Raw genomic sequence first — 16,730 nt, 5'->3', positions numbered from 1 at the left:
AAATAGGTTACAAAATGACAATACAATATACTTTTTCAATGATTAAGCCTGATGCTATCAAAAGGAATAAAATAGGGCAAGTTAATACTTACTTAGAAAATGCCGGTTTAAAAATAGTGGCTCAGAAAATGAAATTTTTAACTAAATATGAAGCTGCATGTTTTTATGATGAGCATAGAGCAAGACCGTTTTTTAATAGCTTAGTTGAATATATTACTTCAGGAGCGGTAGTACTTCAAGTGCTTAAGGGAGAGGATGCTATAACTTTAAACCGTACCGTTATGGGTGCAACTAATCCTGCTGAAGCTGAAGCAGGCACTATTAGAAAAGATTTAGGCGAATCAATTGAGGCTAATAGTATTCATGGTTCAGATAGTGAAAATAGTGCGAAAAGAGAAATCGAATTTTTCTTTAATAAATCTGAAATTATAGAATAATTAATGCTAAAATATGACGTAATAGTTATAGGCGGTGGACATGCAGGCGTAGAAGCAGCCGCTGCTTCTGCACGTCTTGGAGTTCCTACTCTCTTAATTACGTTAAAACCGGAAAATTTAGGCGAAATGTCTTGCAATCCAGCAATCGGTGGCATTGCAAAAGGCACATTAGTTAAAGAAATAGATGCACTTGATGGGTTAATGGGTTATGTTATAGACCAAGCCGGTATACATTATAAAATGCTGAATGAGACTAGAGGACCAGCAGTTTGGGGACCTAGAGCTCAAGCTGATCGAAAGCTTTATAAAAAAGCAATGTATCAAATATTAACAAATTATCCTAATCTAGATATATTATATGGAAAAGTGGAAGATATAGAAATTAAATCTTCTAAAATTGAAGCGGTTATTTTAAATAACGGTAGCAAAATTCTTTGTCAAAAAATTATATTAACTACAGGTACTTTCCTATCAGGTCTTATTCATATTGGACAAAAAAAAATTCCTGCAGGTAGAGTAGATGAAGAGCCTTCGTATGGATTATCAAATACATTAAAACAAATAGGTTTTAAACTGGCTCGTTTAAAAACAGGTACACCGCCTCGCATTGATGGACGTACTATTGATTATAGTAAAACAATTTTACAACCCGGTGATAAAATTCCTCGTCCTTTTTCTGAATTAACAAATATTGTTAATGTTTCTCAGATAAATTGTTTTATCACAAAAACAACCTCAGAAACTCATGATATTATACGTGAGAATCTTGATAAATCCGCAATGTATTCAGGGCAAATAGAAGGAATAGGACCACGATATTGTCCTTCTATTGAAGATAAAATAGTCAGATTTAGTACAAAATCAGAACATCGTATATTTTTAGAACCTGAAGGGTTAGATGATTATACGATTTATCCAAACGGTATTTCTACTTCTTTGCCTGAAGATGTGCAACATAAATTAATCAAAACAATACCAGGATTAGAAAATGTAAAGGTTTTACGTCCAGGTTATGCTATAGAATATGATTATGTTGATCCACGTGAAATAAGTGTTACGCTAGAGACAAAAAAAATAGCTGGATTGTATTTGGCCGGGCAAATTAACGGTACTACAGGATATGAGGAAGCCGCAGGGCAAGGTATAATAGCCGGTATAAATGCTGCTTTAGCAGTAAAAGATCAAGCACCGTTTATGTTAACAAGAGCAAACAGTTATATTGGAGTAATGATTGACGATTTAACAACATTTGGTACTATAGAACCTTATCGTATGTTTACTTCTCGCTCAGAATATAGATTATCTTTAAGAGCAGATAACTCTGATTTACGTTTAACGGAATTAGGGATGAACATTGGAGTCGTATCAGAAAAACGTAAAAAAATATTCACAAAAAAATGTGAAGACATAGAAAAAATAAAATCATTATTAAATACCTTGTCTTTAACTACTAGTAAACTTGCTAAAATGGGTATACAGGTTGCACAGGATGGTACATATAAAACAGTATTAGACTTATTTAAAATACCTAATTTTAATGTTGAACAAGCTATTAAAATTTTTCCTATGCTTAAAGAAACACAAAATAATAACATTTTGCAATTACTCTATATTGAAGCAAAATATGCTTCATATTTAACTAGACAACACGCAGATATTAATTTATTTCAAAGTGAAGAGGCGCAGTTCATACCTAAAAATATTGACTATTTTAAAATACCAAGTATATCATTAGAGATACAGGAAAAACTTTCTTCCCATAAACCTACTACTATTGGTGTAGCACGTCGAATTCCAGGGATTACACCTGCAGCAATTACGGCTATTATAATTTATTTAAAAACTAAATATAGTGATGGAAGTTCCACGTGAAATAATTGAAAAGTTAGAAATTTTTCAAAAGTTAGTTAAAAAATGGAATAAATCAATCAATCTTGTATCGGATAATACTATACATAATTTTTGGCAACGTCATATATTAGACTCATTACAATTAATACAATATATTGATAATAAAGAAATACATTTGGTTGATATAGGAAGCGGTTCCGGTTTGCCTGGTATAGTATTATCTATAGCGGGGGTAGCGCAAGTAAGTTTAATAGAAGCTGATTTACGTAAATGTATATTTTTAGAAAAAGCATCAAAGATATCAAATAATAACATACAAATAATCAATCAAAGAATAGAAAAAGTAGAAATAGATTGTAGTATATTAACTTGTAGAGCTTTCTCTAACTTAAATACAATATTTAATTGCATAAAAAATATTTCAGTACGAGAAAAATTTTTGTTATTAAAAGGAAAAAATTATTTAACTGAAATAGTAGAAGCTAAAGAGAGATGGTTATTTGGTTATTTAATACATCAAAGTATTACTTGTGAAGAAGGGAAAATTCTAGAAGTTAGTAATTTAACAAAAATGATATGAAAGTAATTGCTATTGTTAATCAAAAAGGAGGGGTAGCTAAAACTACAACTACTGTGAATTTAGCTACAGCTTTTGCTGCTATAAATAAAAAAATTTTAGTTATAGATCTTGATCCTCAAGGGAATAGTAGTACCGGTTTTGGAATTAGTCAGCAACAACGCAAAAATACTATATACCAAGTATTAACAAATTTAATAGAATTGCAAGATGCAATAATTTCTACAGATATACCAAATTTAGAAATAATTACTTCAAACACTAATCTATCTGCGGCTGAATTAGACTTAACAAAATTAAAGGACCGAGAATATATTTTAATGAAGCTATTGGCAGAAATAAAAATATTATATGATTATATAATTATTGATTGCCCTCCTTCATTAAATTTATTAACGGTAAACGCTTTAGTTGCAAGCGATGAAGTACTGATTCCAATGCAATGTGATTTTTATTCTTTAGAAGGATTAAGTCATTTGTTAAAAACAATTGAAATTGTAGAGAAAAAATTAAATCCTAAGATAAAGATTGCAGGTATATTATTTACAATGTATGATAAGCGTAATCGTTTAACGGAACAAGTAGAAGATGATGTTAGAAAATGCTTAGGAGAATTAGTATTTAAAACCGTTATTCCAAGAAATATTAAACTATCTGAAGCTCCTTCATATGGAAAACCGGCTATTATATATGATTATAAATGTTCGGGAGCAGTTGCATATATAGAACTTACAAAAGAAATCTTAGAAAGATATGGCGAAAAATAAAGGACTAGGAAGAGGATTATCTTCATTACTTGGAGAAGAAGTTATTTCTATAGAATCAGAAATAGTACAAATAATAAATATTGATAAAATAAGACCAAACGAGAATCAGCCTAGAAAAAACTTTGAATATGATAAAATAAAAGAATTAGCAGATTCTATATTGAATAATGGTTTATTACAGCCTATTATTGTTGATAATAATTTCCAAATTATAGCAGGAGAGCGACGCTGGCGTGCATGTAAATTAGCAAAAGTTTTAGAGATACCGGTAATTATAAAAAATTTAGATGCTAGAGAGAGTATGGAAATAGCATTAATTGAGAACATACAAAGAACTGATTTAACAGTGATGGAAGAAGCTCGTGGCTTTAAATATTTAATAGAAAATTTTAATTATACGGCAGAAAAATTAGCTGAAAGGCTTGGTAAAAGTCGTAGTCATATAGCTAATTTATTAAGGCTTAATAATTTGCCGCAGTCTATTCAAGATAAAGTAAATGAAAATATACTAAGTATGGGTCAAGCTCGGTGTTTAGTAAATCATGAACATGCAGAAGTAATAGCCGATTATATTATAAATAATGATTTAAATGTACGTCAAACAGAAGAACTAGTAAGACAATGGTATAAAAATGAGTATACAAAATCCCCGAACAATAATAACAAAATAGGAAAGCGTTTTTTAAAGGACAACGCTACGGATAATGATCTAGAATTATTAGTAAAAGCTTTATCAGAAAAATTTGGTATAAAAATAACAATAGAAAATTATCCATTAGGTGGAAAATTAATATTTCATTATAAAGATTTGGAAGAATTAGACTTGATATTGTTAAAATTAAATTAAAATGCATATGGAAAAATTATAAGTATAAAAGTATACACAATCCTCAAGCTGCTAAAATTAAAGTATATATACAGCATTTTATTTCTTAAAATAAATATCTAAACGAGAAACACAATGATAGAAATTACAATGTCTAATTTTGAATTATATGATCATAGAGCAATAAATTCATACAATACAGTAGTAAATATATATATCAGTGTAAAATAATAATATAAGGAAATAAGTAATTTATGTCATATCAATATGTTTATGAAATGGTTGGTTTAAGCAAAATTATAAATGGTAAACGAATTTTAAAAGAAACAAATTTATCATTTTTACCAAAAGCTAAAATCGGTATAATAGGTCCAAATGGAGCAGGCAAATCGACTTTATTAAAAATAATGGCAGGTATTGATAAAGAGTTTGAAGGTAAAGCAACAGCTAAAATTGGTATAAAAGTAGGATATTTACCTCAAGAACCGTATCTTGATGCTAGTAAAAATGTTTTTGATAATATCATAGAAGGTCTTCATGAAAAGAAAAAACTTATTGATGAATTTAATTATATAAGTAACAAATTTGCTGCTGAAATCGCTGATGAAGAAATGCAAAAGCTTTTTGATAAACAAGCAGAATTGCAAGAAAAAATAGACAATTGTGATGGATGGAATCTAGAACGTGAAATAGAGATCGCAATGCTTGCTTTACGTTGCCCACCAAAAGAAGCAGATATTACAAAAATTTCCGGTGGAGAAAAAAGAAGAGTGGCTTTATGTAAATTGCTTTTAGAGAAACCTGATATGTTGTTACTTGATGAACCTACAAATCATTTGGATGCAGAATCAGTTTCTTGGCTTGAGGATTATTTAAAGCATTATGAAGGTACTGTAATAGTAATTACCCATGATCGTTATTTTTTAGATAATGTTACAGAATGGATATTAGAAATAGATCGTGGAAATTGTATACCGTGGGAATCAAATTATAGTTCTTGGCTTGAGCAGAAGCAAAAAAAATTAGCTTTAGAAAGTAAAGAAGACGATGATAGAAAAAAACAATTGAATCGTGAACTTGAATGGATTCGTCAAACTCCAAAAGCTAGACAATCAAAAAATAAAGCACGTATTACAGCATATCAAGAGTTATTAAATAAACAACAAGAACAAAAAACTGATCCTACTCAAATAATTATACCTAACGGACCTCGTTTAGGTGATTTTGTTATTGAAGCAGAACATATAGCTAAAAAATTTAATAATAAAATATTATTATCAGATTTTAGTTTTAAAGTTCCACGTGGAGCTATTGTAGGAATTATTGGACCGAATGGAGCAGGTAAGTCTACTTTGTTTAATATTATTACAGGTAAAATAATGCCAGATAGTGGTTCTATTAAAATTGGTCAAACGGTCAAATTAGGTTATGTCGATCAATCACGGGATCATTTAGATGATAATAAGACTATATGGGAAGAAATTTCAGAAGGTCTAGATGAATTACAACTTGGTAATAGAATAATTAAAAGTAGAGCTTATTGTGCAGCTTTTAATTTTAGAGGCGGTGATCAACAAAAAAAAGTTGGACAACTTTCAGGTGGAGAACGTAACAGAGTACATTTGGCAAAATTACTAAAAGAAGGAGCAAATGTTATATTATTAGATGAGCCGTCTAATGATTTAGATATTGATACGTTAAGAGCACTTGAAGATGCTATTTTAGATTTTGCAGGTTGTGTATTAGTGATTAGTCATGATAGATGGTTTTTAGATAGAATAACCACTCATATTATATCATATGATAAAGAAAATAATGCTACATGGTTTGAAGGAAATTATCAAGATTATCATGAATATATGCTAAGTACTAATGGGGAAAGTATTTTAAATCCAAAATATAAACATAAGAAATTAATATAAATATGTCTTTAACACAAATATTATTAATTTTGTTTGTAGGAATATTGGTAACAAAACCGCATGATATTTTTATAATTATTAAAGAATTAAAAAAAATAAAAGCGTATTTAATTAATATTAAGTCATCTATTGTAAAAAATATAGATGAACCGTTAGAAACAGAGCAGGTAAATTTTTATTTAAAAAAAATTATTAACCTAGAAGGTTATTATCATGGTAGTTATGATTTAACGACAATAAAAGAAAAATATTATACACTAATAATTAATAATGACTTAATAGAAAATGAATCAGTACCTGATATAACAGAGAAACACTAATCCGTACCTCGTTCAATTGATTAAATCTAAGAATTATGCAAAAAGTAGTAAAACTTAACAATATCAAAATAGGAAATGATTTACCGTTTGTTCTAATTACAGGGCCTTGTCAGATTGAAGGAAAAGATCATGCGTTGTTTATGGCAGAAAAACTTGTTAAATTAACTAGCAAGCTTGAGATTCCATTTATTTATAAATCTTCTTTTGATAAAGCTAATAGAACTTCCGTACATGGGATTAGAGGAGTTGGTATTGAGAAAGGTTTAGAAATTTTATCAAAAGTAAAATCTGAATTCGATTGCCCTATTGTTACTGATGTTCATTCAGAGAGTCAATGTACTGAAACAGCCGAAGTAGCAGATATTTTACAAATTCCGGCATTTTTATGTAGACAAACCGACTTGCTTCAAGCTGCAGCAAAAACAGGTAAAATAGTAAAAGTAAAAAAAGGACAGTTTCTAGCTCCGTGGGATATGAAAAATGTACAAACAAAACTAGAAGCTTTTGGAGTAAAGGATATATTATTTACAGAGCGAGGAGCATGTTTTGGCTATAATAACCTGGTATCTGATATGCGTAGTCTTGCAATAATGGCAGAGTTAAATGTACCTGTAGTTTTTGATGCCACACATTCCGTTCAGCAACCGGGCGGGCTAGGAAGCAGTACCGGCGGAGAAAGAAAATATGTAGAGTTACTTGCAAAGGCAGCAACTTCTGTAGGTATCGCCGGTATGTATATGGAAGTACATCAAGACCCCGATAACGCTCCAAGCGATGGTCCATGTATGATGAAGTTGGATAATCTAGAGTCTATTCTTATCAAACTAAAAAAATATGATAAAATTACAAAAGAAAAATAACTTTAAATTTTACCTTTCAAAATATATATAAATATCCCCTATTAATTCAATTTTAAAATAGAAGTAATAATTTTTTACAATATAAAAAAATAGAACTTTCTTATCGTTAGAATTTCACAAATTCGCCTTTAAATCTTTGTTGTAAATTTACTTATTGAGAATTTTTTTAAATAGTATTAATATTAATTTATTCAGCTTATAGATCAAAAATGTTTTTATTTGTATAAATGCAAATAATTTATAGGTATAATTATTATATGGAATCAAATAAAAGCAGTTGGCAGTACACTGCTTAGTAGTCCTAAACAGAAAAATATAAATGATTTTTTGACGGAGTAAATAATAATATAAAATTAAAACCTTATCAAGTAACCGATAATGTAGAATCTAATAAAGAACAAAAAAAATATTATCAAGAAGCATTAGAATGGCTTGATAAACTTACGGGATCGCAAGCTGAGTATATTATTATATCTATAAATGAAATAAAAGCCAATGCTCATTATTATTTAGGTATGATTTATGAAAATAGTAAATCGGAATTAGATTGGTTTAGAGCAATAAGAGAATATATTAGTACTCTGGAAATTGAGAAAGATTTTAACTTTCTCTATAACCATGATACAATTCCGTACATTTTTAGCAATATTTGTAAAAAAATAGGTGGATTATTTTAAATTTAGGGAGATTCTATAAGGACGAAAATAAAAGCGAAATAGTAATTAAATTGCTTCTTGAAGCAATACAATATTTCAAGGTAAGTTTAAGTATAGACCCGATAGAAGAGTGTAGTTTTATTCTTAGAGAAATTTTTAACATCCCTAAGAATAAAAAAGAAGTAGAGAAGTATCTATCTTTAAAAAAAGATCTTTATATATCTTTAGAAGAATTTTTATTTAAATTAAATTTAATACCGCTAGTTGCTTTTGAATATTTAAAGGCTGCAAGTATAGCTAGCCCTCAGGAAGAACAAAAATTATTGTTAAAAGTTCATAAAGTTTATAGTACGGAGATGGAGGAAAATACTGTTTTTATACGCTCAATGCTTGACAAAGGGGTAAGATGGAAGATCTGAGTATAGTTACTAAAGAGGCTGACAGAACAAAATTTTTAAGTGATACACAGACTATAATGAATGATTTTGTTTCACTGCCGGAGCTGCAAGCCAAGGAGTGGCCAGAAGTACAACAAAATCAAAATGAGCAATTGACTAATAATCAACAAGAAGTAAACAAATGCCAATTAATACAGGACATAGGCATTGGGTAAATATGAGATAATGATACAAATAAGATAATATTTACTTATAATGATCCTTTGGGCAGATCATTAAATGATCGTCCTGACTTAATAAAACTTATTACCGAGGTTTGCTCTGATGCAGAAATAATGGATTTAAAAACTCAACAACAAGAAGAAGGAAATACTTAGGATTACGGAGTTTTGGTATGCGATGATTTAATAAGACAATCTCAAGCTGAAACATTAAAACAAAGTTTAATAGCTCTCAACAAGTCCAAGAACAACATGTTTATATTAACATTAGATAGTAATACTTCAGATAACGAAGAAGATAAAGATAATAACGTTAATAGTAATGAAGTAGAGCGTCCTCCTTATGATAATAATGACGAAGTTGAGGTAGGTGGAGCAACTATGCAACTTAATGATTAACATTAAAAGTTTGACGTTGCGATGTCATTGCTGCTGTTGCAGGAATGACATCGGCATTCTAATAACAATGTCCACTCGCAATACTTGCATTTACACCGAGAAAGAATTACCGCAGCCGCATTTTGCTTTAGCTTGCGGATTACTAACGTTGAAATATGAACTGCCTAGTTCTTCTATAAAATCAAGAGTGCAATCTAGCATAAATTTTTGAGAGATAGGATCAATAATAATTGTAGCATTATGTTTAGTAATGACATAATCATCTTGCTCTATATTATCTTTTAAGACTAGTTCGTAATTATACATAAGTCCTGAGCAACCGCCGCTATCAACCGAAATTCGCAGTACTAAATTCTTATCTTTTTCTAGCTTTACTAACTCGCAAACCCGTTCAAAAGCTCTATCCGTAATTGTTATCGTCACTTAAAATTACCTTGTAAAAGTCTCATAAATTATATAGTATATCTTGATATTTTTCAAGTTGGCTTTGTTGTGTGGATACCCAATCGGCATTGCGAGCAGCCGTAGGCTGCGTGGTAATCTCATGAAATAATAACAAACTCCTGAGATTGCTTCGTCAATTGCTATGCAATTTCCTCGCAATGACGAAAAGTTAGAACCACAACAACGTCTTTCAAAATAAAGGATAACGATGCTTGCTTCATACGCTTCTGATCCTCTTAAAAGTAGGGGAAGATTATATAAGGAAATCCCGACCTCTTATAGAAACGAGTTTGAACGTGATCGTGATCGTATTATACATACTAATGCATTTAGGCGTTTGCAATATAAAACTCAAGTTTTTATTAATCACGAGGGAGATCATTACAGAAATAGGCTAACTCATTCTCTAGAGGTTTCGACTGTTGCACGTTCGGTCGCTAGTACTTTAAATTTATCAAATGATTTAGCTGAGACAATAGCACTTGCTCATGATCTTGGGCATACGCCTTTCGGTCATGCGGGAGAGCGGGCTTTAAATGAATGTATGAGAGAGTATAACGGCTTTTCTCATAATGCTCAATCTTTAAAGATACTAACATTACTTGAAAAAAGATATGCGGCTTATAATGGAGTAAATTTAACATGGGAAGTTTTAGAAGGAATAGTAAAACATAACGGTCCTATACTAGGCGAGATAAATGAATATATAGCAGAGTATAATAAGCAAAATGATTTAGAACTTAGTACCTATGCATCAGCAGAGGCTCAAATAGCAGCTCTTGCCGATGATATTAGCTATATTTCGCATGATTTGGAAGATAGTATCGGTGCTAAAATTATCGATTTTCATAGTCTTGCTGAACTTAAATATATTGATCAACATGTTGTTGAACTCAAGTCAAAATTTAAAAATATTAGTTCCTCATGTCTGATTTATGAGTTAGTACGTAAGCTAATACATGAGTTAATTACCGATTTATTATGGCAAACAAAAGAAAATTTAAATAAAGAAAAAATTACTAACATAGATGAGATACGTAACTTAAATTATCAGATAGTGGATTTTACGGAAAAAACTAATAAAAATATTAAGGAAACTAAGAAGTTTCTTCATGAGCGAGTTTATAAAAGTAATAAAATTACGGCCATCAGCCTTAAATGTACTAAAATCGTACAAGGGCTGTTTAAGGTTTATATGGATGATATTAATTTATTGCCGGTTAATTGGAAAATGCTAATAGACTCTAATGAAACATATAGTAAAGCTAGAGTTGTTGCTGATTATATAGCAGGGATGACTGACCGTTTTGCCATTCAGGAATATAATCAGCTCTGCTCGACTTCCTACATAACTTGCTTCTAAGGGTAATTTGTGCGTCGCTCCGGTACTCGCATCCTCACGTACTAAAGTGTACGTTGCGGTGCTGCGTTCTGTGTCTCCTACAAATTTCTCCTTATTAGCAAGTGTTTGTAAGAATGCTATTCGCTGAATTTTAATAACATTTAATAATTATGAATATATTTAATCAATTGAAACAAGATATAATTGTGGCAAGCAGGCAATTATATAATAATCAAGAAATAGCAAATACTGCTACTATTGAAATACCGAAAGATAGTTTTAACGGTGATTTATCAAGTAATATTGCAATGATTATTGCAGCTAAAGAAAGTATTGCTCCTCGGGAAGTAGCTTTAAAATTTAAAGAAGTCCTTATAACATTACCTTATATTGCAAGTATAGAAATAGCAGGACCTGGCTTTATTAATTTTACTATAAAAGCTGATAGTTGGCAGGCATCAATAAAGGATATTTTACAGCATGAAGAAAAGTTTTTTGAAATTGATATAGATAAAAGCAAAAATATTAACATCGAGTATGTTTCGGCAAATCCCACCGGTCCAATGCATATAGGGCATGCTAGGGGTGCGGTATATGGTGATGTGCTAGCAAGGATTTTGCAAAAGGTAAGTTATTCCGTTACAAAAGAATATTATGTTAATGATGCAGGCTCACAAATAAATGATTTAGTTAGTACGGTATTATTACGTTATAAAGAGGCTTTAGGTGAGCAAATTACTATCCCTGCCGGGTTATATCCGGGAGAGTATTTAATTCCGCTTGGACAAATTTTAGCGAAAGAATACGGCAATAAATTATTAACGATGAACTATGCTGAAAGGTTCAAAATAATTAAAAGTTTTGCCGTAGAAAAAATGCTTGATTTAAATAGAAAAGATTTAGCAGATTTAGGGATTAAACATGATATATTTTTTTCTGAGCAATCATTGCATGATAAAGGTGAGATAGAGGAAACAGTTAAACTACTGGAGCGTATGGGGCTAATTTATGAAGGTACGTTACCTGCCCCTAAAGGTAAAATTCACGAAGAGTGGGATAATAGAGTTCAAAAATTATTTAAATCTACTAAGTACGGTGATAGTCAAGATCGTCCTATAGAAAAAGCTGATGGAAGTTGGTCTTATTTTGCTTCTGATCTTGCATATGCTAAGGATAAAATAGAGCGGGGAGCGAATCACTTAATTTATGTACTTGGTGCCGATCATAGTGGATATGTTAAAAGAATTGAAGCAATAGTTAAAGCTTTAGGTAAGGAGCAGGTTAAAGTGGACGTTAAAATTTGTCAATTGGTCAATTTCGTTGAAAACGGTGTGCCGGTTAAAATGTCAAAACGTCTTGGGAGCTTTGCTAGTGTGCAAGACGTAAATCATGAGGTGGGGAAAGATATCATAAGATTTATGATGTTAACTAGACAAAATGATAAGCCACTTGATTTTGATTTGGTAAAAGTGAAAGAACAATCAAGAGAAAATCCTATCTTTTATGTACAATATGCACATGTGAGAACGATATCTATTTTATCAAAAGCTAAAGAATTAATGCCTGAATCTTATAATAACTTTGAATCAGGTAAGTATGATTTATCTTTATTATCCTCTGAAGAAGAAATTGAGATTATAAAACTTTTGGCTAGCTGGACAAAAACATTAGAAGCATCTGCAAAATATTTTGAACCGCATCGCATCGCATTTTATTTAATAAATTTAGCCTCAAAATTTCATTCTATGTGGAATTTCGGTAAAGAAAATAGCGATTATAGATTTGTAATTGAGAGCAATAAAGAATTAACTCTAGCACGCCTTGCTCTTGCAAGTGCCATACAGAAAGTTATAGCTAGCGGTCTCGAAGTGATAGGTGTAGAACCAATGAACAAAATGTAGTTAGGTTTTCATCGTCATTGCAAGGAGGTATTGCTCATGTGGATACCGAGTTGTCATTGTGAGCAGCCGTAGGCTGCGTGGCAATCTCATGAAATAATACTCCTGAGAGTGCTTCGTCAAAACTTACAATTTTTCCTCGCAATGACGTTTTTCTATTATCAAATTACTAAATATGATCAATAATATTTTTATTAAAATATTTCTAGTATTTTTAGTATGTATGTCCGCTATTTATTTTGGTTATCAATATTATCAGAATAGCAAGCCGGTAATTACTATTTATCCTGATGAGCTGCCTACAAAAATAAAACCGTCTATAATAGAAAATAACCAAATAGCCGCAGTACATAGTACGATATATGAACATCTTATTGCTAAAGATACAAATATTAAAACCGTAAAATTGCTTCCTGACCCTGAGAAACCTATGAGTATAGATTCTCGCAACCAAAGTCAAAGCGATGAATCTTTTGATGAAATATCTAATCTTATTGCATTAATAGAGCCAAATAATAACGCCAAAAATGAAACGGATTTAAATATAATAAAGCTTGAAAAAGTAAGTAAAGATAAGGTTAGTAATGCTAAAAATTGTAAAAATAATGAAAGTTATAAAGTACAACTAGGTTCGGTAAAATCTGAAGCAGAAGCAATGCAAGAAGGGGAAAGAATAAAAAAGCAATTCCCGAAAATTCTTAAAAATGTTGTTATCACAACCAAAAAAGTTAAATATGACGACGGCAAATTTTTCTATTTAATCTTAGCCGGTGATTATGGTAGTCTTAGTCAAGCTAAAGCGGTTTGTAAGAAATTAGCTTATAATAAGCAGAGTTGTGTGTTGAAGTGATATTTGTATACTCTTATGTCATTCCTGCGAAAGCAGAAATCCATCATAAAGCGAGCTTTTAATTTTAAGAATTTGCTGTGTTTATACTTTTTTTCTGGATTTCTGCTTTCGCAGGAATGATATAGAGAACCACGCAACAACGACTATAAATAAAAACTAAATAACTTATGAAAGAAGCTAAAGTAGAAAATATTGACTTTGGTAATGCATTATCAGAGCGTTATCTTGCTTATGCGTTATCAACAATTATGTCACGTTCGCTTCCTGACGTACGTGACGGACTCAAGCCTGTACATCGTAGGTTATTATACGCAATGCTACAGTTAAGGCTTGAGCCGAATTCCGGCTATAAGAAATGTGCGAGGGTGGTCGGTGACGTAATAGGTAAATACCACCCGCACGGTGATGTGGCAGTGTATGATACCTTGGTACGCCTTGCTCAGCATTTTTCGTTGCGTTATCCTTTAATTGATGGGCAGGGTAATTTCGGCTCTATCGACGGTGATAATGCAGCAGCTATGCGTTATACCGAATCACGTATGACGGACATATGTACGTTATTAATGAAGGACATCGATAAAGATACGGTAGATTTTCGCCCTACTTATGATGGTTCCGATTTAGAACCGGTAATAATGCCGGCAAGTTTTCCGAATTTACTAGCTAATGGTTCTGAAGGGATAGCAGTCGGTATGGCAACCAATATACCGCCGCATAATTTACATGAGCTTTGTGATGCTCTAATACATTTAATCAACCATCCGACAGCTGAAATTAACGATATAATAAACTTTGTCAAAGGTCCTGATTTCCCGACCGGCGGCATAATTATTGATAAAGCTGAAGTTATTAATGCTGCATATACTACTGGACGCGGTAGTCTTAGAGTAAGAAGCAGATGGGAAAAAGAGGAGCTAAGTTACGGTACATATCAGATAGTCGTAACCGAGATACCTTATCAGGTTCAGAAATCAAAACTTATAGAACAAATAGCAATATTACTAAAGGATAAAAAAATTCCCCTTGTTAGCAATATTAGAGATGAATCAACAGACATTATAAGGTTGGTTATAGAGCCGCGAGATCGGGGATGTGATCCGCAAATAGTTATGGAATCTCTATTCAAGCTAACGAATTTAGAAAGCCGCATTCAGTTAAATATGAATGTGATCGGCAGTAATAACGTGCCGAGAGTAATGAATATTTTAGAGATTTTACAAGAGTTTCTATATCATAGACAAAATATTGTTACTCGCAGATCAACTTATCTTTTAAACAAAATCAAGCATCGTTTAGAAATTCTAAAAGGGCTTAGGATAGCTTATCTAAATCTTGATGAGATAATTAAAATTATTCGTGAAGAAGATGAGCCAAAAGCGATAATGATGGAGCGGTTTAAACTAACCGAAATACAAGTAGAAGCGATATTAAATACCCGTCTTCGCTTGCTTCGTAAGCTTGAAGAGCAGGAAATTATTAATGAGCATAGTAATTTGCAGAAGCAACAAGCTATATTAGAAGAAATTCTAAATAATCCTAAAGAACTATGGAAAATAGTTAAAAAAGAAATCAAAACAGTACAAACGAAATTTGGATTAAATACGGTAATAGGAGCAAGGCGTACAAGCTTTGAGGAAGTAACACTTACCAATCAAGTAGTTGATATAACGGCTTTCATTATTAAAGAGCCGATTACTATTATCTGCTCAAAAATGGGGTGGGTGCGTTCGTTAAAAGGTCATAACACCGATTTATCGACTATCAAATATAAAGAAGGTGATGCAGAAAAATTTATTTTAGAAGCTTACACGACTGATAAAATATTAATAGTTAGTTCAGAAGGCAGATTTTTTACTTTGCTTGCCGATAATATTTCCAAAGGTAAAGGAACAGGGGAATCTATAAAACTACTTGTGGATATAGGTAATAACGATATTACGAATATTTTAGTCTATAAACCTGATCAGCTTTTATTACTTGCAAGTAGTGTAGGTAAGGGGTTTTTAGTTAATTCAAATGAAGTAATGGCTCAAACAAAAACAGGAAAGCAAATTATGAATGTACCGGATGGTCATGTGTGTATAGCTTGTTTACCTGTAAACGGTGATAGTATTGCTTGTATCGGTGAAAGTCGTAAATTACTGGTATTTAATATAGATGAAATACCTGAAATGAAAAAAGGGCAAGGTGTAACGCTGCAAAAATTTAAGAATGCTAAGCTTCTAGATATTAAAATATTCAATAAAGAAGACGGCTTAGGTTGGAATAACAATGGAAAAGTAAAACTTGAGAAAAACATTGTTGCATTTTTAGGCAAAAGAGGTAGTACCGGTAAATTACCTCCTATGGGCTTCCCAAAAAATAATAGATTTTCATCATATTAATATAGGAGGGAAAAGATTTTCATTTTCCTCTGCTGCTGGTTTTCGATGTTCTGAGTTACATATCTTTAGAGAATTATCCTGTTGCATATTAAAAAACTTCAATGCTGTCTCAAAATCCCTGTCTTTTGTATAGACTTTCTGAATATTTAAAGCATGTAATATTGTAAATATTTTTTAAGTTGGAACTAGAAACAAAATTATATGCATCTTTAAATAATAATTTAGAAGCGGTTGCATATCTTGTAACTGCTTTTAATCCATTTACAAAGGAATATCCTGAGCTTGTAAATTGAGCATGATTCATAGTGTTACTTCTGTTTTAAAATAATAAAAATCATATATCACATGATTACCATATATTGTGGTTGCCAATATATGGTAATCAGAGAAAATCAATATCTAAAAATAAAAAAAGTAAAATATATAATTTTATTTAATCAAAAGGCAGTATAGCATAAATTTTTCAAGGTTTGGGGTCGGTACTTGAAGTACAAAAGCTAAGCATAATTTGACAAGAATTAGAGCACTGTAAGCTAATAGAATGGTTTAAAGATTTAACAGAAGAGAAAACAAGATTA

Annotated in this window: 17 protein-coding genes and 1 pseudogene; 16 read left to right on the top strand and 2 right to left on the bottom strand. The window is 31.3% G+C overall.

Annotation, left to right across the window (positions count from 1 at the left end):
• The first annotated feature begins 14 nt into the window (after nt 1-14).
• The 12 genes from ndk (at nt 15) to RSIB_RS09135 (ending at nt 9,234) form a co-directional block, all read left to right on the top strand.
• Nucleotides 15-437 (top strand): nucleoside-diphosphate kinase, encoded by a 423-nt coding sequence (gene ndk / locus RSIB_RS02995; RefSeq protein ID WP_010976767.1) that lies wholly within the window; start codon nt 15-17, stop codon nt 435-437.
• Between the two features lie 3 nt (nt 438-440).
• Complete coding sequence (gene mnmG / locus RSIB_RS03000) at nt 441-2,309, top strand: tRNA uridine-5-carboxymethylaminomethyl(34) synthesis enzyme MnmG (protein WP_004996819.1); 1,869 nt, start codon at nt 441-443, stop codon at nt 2,307-2,309.
• A complete protein-coding gene (gene rsmG / locus RSIB_RS03005) occupies nt 2,293-2,868 on the top strand; it encodes a 16S rRNA (guanine(527)-N(7))-methyltransferase RsmG (RefSeq protein WP_004996817.1) in 576 nt (191 codons plus the stop codon). Before mnmG ends, rsmG begins: the two co-directional genes overlap by 17 nt.
• Nucleotides 2,865-3,632 (top strand): ParA family protein, encoded by a 768-nt coding sequence (locus tag RSIB_RS03010; protein WP_004996816.1) that lies wholly within the window; start codon nt 2,865-2,867, stop codon nt 3,630-3,632. Before rsmG ends, RSIB_RS03010 begins: the two co-directional genes overlap by 4 nt.
• Entirely contained in the window at nt 3,619-4,479 is an 861-nt protein-coding gene (locus RSIB_RS03015) for a ParB/RepB/Spo0J family partition protein (RefSeq protein WP_004996815.1), read from the top strand. Before RSIB_RS03010 ends, RSIB_RS03015 begins: the two co-directional genes overlap by 14 nt.
• 233 nt (nt 4,480-4,712) lie before the next feature.
• Nucleotides 4,713-6,380, top strand: coding sequence for an energy-dependent translational throttle protein EttA (gene ettA / locus RSIB_RS03020; protein ID WP_004996814.1), 1,668 nt, complete (start codon nt 4,713-4,715; stop codon nt 6,378-6,380).
• Nucleotides 6,381-6,382: 2 nt separating this feature from the next.
• Nucleotides 6,383-6,700 (top strand): DUF2672 domain-containing protein, encoded by a 318-nt coding sequence (locus RSIB_RS03025; RefSeq protein WP_004996813.1) that lies wholly within the window; start codon nt 6,383-6,385, stop codon nt 6,698-6,700.
• Nucleotides 6,701-6,735: 35 nt separating this feature from the next.
• On the top strand, nt 6,736-7,560 hold the full coding sequence (kdsA, locus tag RSIB_RS03030; RefSeq protein WP_004996809.1) for a 3-deoxy-8-phosphooctulonate synthase: 825 nt from the start codon (nt 6,736-6,738) through the stop codon (nt 7,558-7,560).
• Between the two features lie 727 nt (nt 7,561-8,287).
• Nucleotides 8,288-8,635: a hypothetical protein gene (locus RSIB_RS03035; protein WP_004996807.1), complete on the top strand. Its 348-nt coding sequence runs from the start codon at nt 8,288-8,290 to the stop codon at nt 8,633-8,635.
• Complete coding sequence (locus RSIB_RS08980; RefSeq protein ID WP_004996805.1) at nt 8,623-8,829, top strand: hypothetical protein; 207 nt, start codon at nt 8,623-8,625, stop codon at nt 8,827-8,829. The genes RSIB_RS03035 and RSIB_RS08980 overlap by 13 nt, the downstream gene beginning before the upstream one ends.
• A gap of 48 nt (nt 8,830-8,877) precedes the next feature.
• On the top strand, nt 8,878-8,991 hold the full coding sequence (locus tag RSIB_RS10590; RefSeq protein WP_014410325.1) for a hypothetical protein: 114 nt from the start codon (nt 8,878-8,880) through the stop codon (nt 8,989-8,991).
• A 96-nt stretch (nt 8,992-9,087) separates the two neighbouring features.
• The gene (locus tag RSIB_RS09135) at nt 9,088-9,234 is read left to right on the top strand and encodes a hypothetical protein (RefSeq protein WP_016728049.1); all 147 of its coding nucleotides are present in this window, start codon (nt 9,088-9,090) and stop codon (nt 9,232-9,234) included.
• 90 nt (nt 9,235-9,324) lie between these two features.
• On the opposite strand, the gene RSIB_RS03045 is transcribed toward RSIB_RS09135, so the two are convergent.
• A complete protein-coding gene (locus tag RSIB_RS03045) occupies nt 9,325-9,657 on the bottom strand; it encodes an iron-sulfur cluster assembly accessory protein (RefSeq protein ID WP_004996804.1) in 333 nt (110 codons plus the stop codon).
• Between the two features lie 229 nt (nt 9,658-9,886).
• Between RSIB_RS03045 and RSIB_RS03050 the strand changes: the two genes are divergently transcribed.
• The gene (locus RSIB_RS03050; protein WP_004996803.1) at nt 9,887-11,041 is read left to right on the top strand and encodes a deoxyguanosinetriphosphate triphosphohydrolase; all 1,155 of its coding nucleotides are present in this window, start codon (nt 9,887-9,889) and stop codon (nt 11,039-11,041) included.
• Here the strand turns inward: RSIB_RS03050 and RSIB_RS10455 are convergent.
• A pseudogene (locus RSIB_RS10455) lies at nt 10,955-11,161 on the bottom strand (palindromic element RPE1 domain-containing protein); the annotation flags it as partial. The gene RSIB_RS03050 and the pseudogene RSIB_RS10455 overlap by 87 nt on opposite strands.
• A gap of 29 nt (nt 11,162-11,190) precedes the next feature.
• On the opposite strand from RSIB_RS10455, the gene argS reads away from it, so the two are divergent.
• The 3 genes from argS (at nt 11,191) to parC (ending at nt 16,152) form a co-directional block, all read left to right on the top strand.
• Entirely contained in the window at nt 11,191-12,921 is a 1,731-nt protein-coding gene (argS, locus tag RSIB_RS03055) for an arginine--tRNA ligase (protein ID WP_004996802.1), read from the top strand.
• 172 nt (nt 12,922-13,093) lie between these two features.
• On the top strand, nt 13,094-13,768 hold the full coding sequence (locus RSIB_RS03060) for an SPOR domain-containing protein (protein ID WP_004996800.1): 675 nt from the start codon (nt 13,094-13,096) through the stop codon (nt 13,766-13,768).
• A gap of 167 nt (nt 13,769-13,935) precedes the next feature.
• Nucleotides 13,936-16,152 (top strand): DNA topoisomerase IV subunit A, encoded by a 2,217-nt coding sequence (gene parC, locus RSIB_RS03065; RefSeq protein ID WP_004996799.1) that lies wholly within the window; start codon nt 13,936-13,938, stop codon nt 16,150-16,152.
• Nucleotides 16,153-16,730 lie beyond the last annotated feature (578 nt).

The sequence above is a fragment of the Rickettsia sibirica 246 genome, assembly GCF_000166935.1.
In the GTDB taxonomy this organism is placed as follows: domain Bacteria; phylum Pseudomonadota; class Alphaproteobacteria; order Rickettsiales; family Rickettsiaceae; genus Rickettsia; species Rickettsia rickettsii.
The sequence above is the reverse complement of the archived record's forward strand: the minus strand, read 5'-3'. Positions and strand labels throughout refer to the sequence as shown.